A 2,043-nucleotide genomic window follows, 5' to 3' on the forward strand; every position below is an offset into this window, starting at 1 on the left:
TGGGTGTCGATGATCACGAGGGACGGGTCCTCTAATCGGCGGGCCTTCTCCCGTACTTGGCAGCGCAGGAGTTCCTGGATCCGCTGGTCGAGACCATCCTGGCGCCACAGCGTGAAGTAGTAGAACACCGCCGACCAGGCCGGCAGGTCATGGGGCAGGTAGCGCCACTGACAGCCCGTCCGATTCTGGTAGAAGATCGCGTTCACGACCTCCCGCAGATCACAGGACCCCGGATCCCCGGTAGCCGACCGCGCCACCCTGCCCTGCTTCCAGGCCGTGATCATCGGCTCGATCAACGCCCACTGCTCATCCGATAAGTCACTCGGGTACGCCCGTCTGTCCATGAGTCGCAGAACATCACCCGGGCCCCGACTGGCACGCCAGTACGGCCGACGTTCACACGAACGGGCGATCACGAACCGAGAGAAAGGGGACTTAACGTCCTCTCAGGCGCCACGCAGCTTTCCCATCTGCTTCTCGTGTCGGGCTGGTTGGCCAACCCGACAGCTGGTTCCTCCAAATGCCAGACGTATGTGGACGATCACGTAATTCGGCTCTGTCGCTGATCTTGTGATTACCCGGATGCCGACCTGGGCTGGCATCCGGCAGCTGTGCCGCGGCTCGCTGACATGATGGGGAGTCAGGCGTAGTCAGCGGTGGGTTGGGCAAGTCCGGGGCCACCCGTGTGCGGGGTCTGGACGTAGTCCTCGGGAGGCTTGGGAAGCACCTGCAGGCAGGCTGCGGAGCAGGCGTTGACCAGGAGCGGCAAGACGTCGGCAGCGACTCGCAGCGAGATCCATGCCTGGTGGATCTCGGCTCCTTCCAGCAACCGGTCACACACGCTGCACCTGCGGAGTGCCGTAGTACCCCATTCTCCGGGGTCAACGTCGTCGAGGCTGAGGTCTGCGGTCTCCACGCCGCCAGGTTGGAGCAGGGGGAACGGTGGGCGGAGCTTCTCGTTGCCGTACAGCGCGCGTGTGCTCACAGTGCTGCGTTTCAGGCTCGGGCATCTGGTCAGCTCGTACGGGAACCAGTGCAGTCGGTAGGAGGTGTACGGGGTGAATTCCTGCAGGCTGCTCATGGCGCCGATCTCCGGAGGGGTCCGAACCAGGTTGCTGCCGTAGAGGATGAACTGCTTGACGGCGGTGAGCTTCGCAATGCTGGGCGGCAGGGTGACGATCTGGCGTCGCTCTCGGGGACTCATCTCCGCCAGCGGCCGAAACACCTCCCGTCCGTCGGCAGCGGCTTCCTCGATCAGCGCCAGGAGGTACTGCCAGGCCGGCGAAGATGTGTCCTGACGCTCACTGTGGAAGCGCACCCGTCGGCGGTTGCTCACCCGGCCCTGGTCGAAGCACGTGCAGACGTCTCGACAGGACTCGCTGTCTGGGGCCGAATTCGCCGTGTCGCCCCACCGATTGGTGTGCGATGCCGACTCTGCTTCATTCGCCATCGCACCAAGATACGAAGAGGCGGGCGAAACGGATCAGGGGGGCCTGCGGCTTGGCCCGATCACAAGATCAGCGCCAGAGCCGAATTACGTGATCGTCGACAGTGATCTGCGGCGTGGCAGCGCAATGCCCTTGTCGCGTCCCCAGCTCGTCTACCGATGGCGCCCGGCAGCGCGGGCCTTGCTTCCGCCACCTGCGGGTCGTCGAAGCGGGAGGGTCACACCATGCCATGCCGCTCCTCCTCGTGGCGGTCTCCGAGCGGCGTGCGCCGGTGATGCCACGTCTGGGTCTGCTGGCGTTCGGCAAGCGGTGCAGGCGTGTTCCGGGGACTCGGCCCTGGCCGCTCGGTTGCTGCCGCAGTGCGGCGCTCAAGTTCGGCCGTGGTCACACGCAGCTGCACGGCCACGGCGTCCACCTCCTCCTGCTGTCGCTGCAGCTCGGCCGGGCCGCTGGTCCCCTCCGGCCGAGTGTCCGTCCGGAGCAGGTCCGCCCGGCACTGGAGCAGCGCGGCCACCAGCCGGGCACGCTCCTCGCTGAGCTCCCGAGTGCTCATCTGGCGCACCATGGATCGCCTCTCCTCCTCTCCCGCAGCTTG

The 2,043-nt window shown here is 66.0% G+C and carries 3 protein-coding genes; all 3 read right to left on the minus strand.

All coding sequences use genetic code 11. The features are described from left to right. Positions 1 to 344, minus strand: a 344-nt coding sequence (locus ACFU7Y_RS05155; RefSeq protein ID WP_380766520.1) for a transposase, incomplete at its 3' end; no start/stop codon positions are given. Between the two features lie 296 nt (positions 345 to 640). Continuing rightward, positions 641 to 1,450, minus strand: coding sequence for a leucine-rich repeat domain-containing protein (locus tag ACFU7Y_RS05160; protein ID WP_380766521.1), 810 nt, complete (start codon positions 1,448 to 1,450; stop codon positions 641 to 643). Positions 1,451 to 1,665: 215 nt separating this feature from the next. After that, positions 1,666 to 2,001 carry a hypothetical protein gene (locus ACFU7Y_RS05165; protein WP_380766522.1) on the minus strand — a complete coding sequence of 112 codons (336 nt, stop codon included), beginning with the start codon at positions 1,999 to 2,001 and terminating at the stop codon, positions 1,666 to 1,668. Between the last annotated feature and the right edge of the window lie 42 nt (positions 2,002 to 2,043).

The sequence above is a fragment of the Kitasatospora sp. NPDC057542 genome (assembly GCF_042801945.1).
Taxonomy (GTDB): Bacteria; Actinomycetota; Actinomycetes; order Streptomycetales; family Streptomycetaceae; genus Kitasatospora.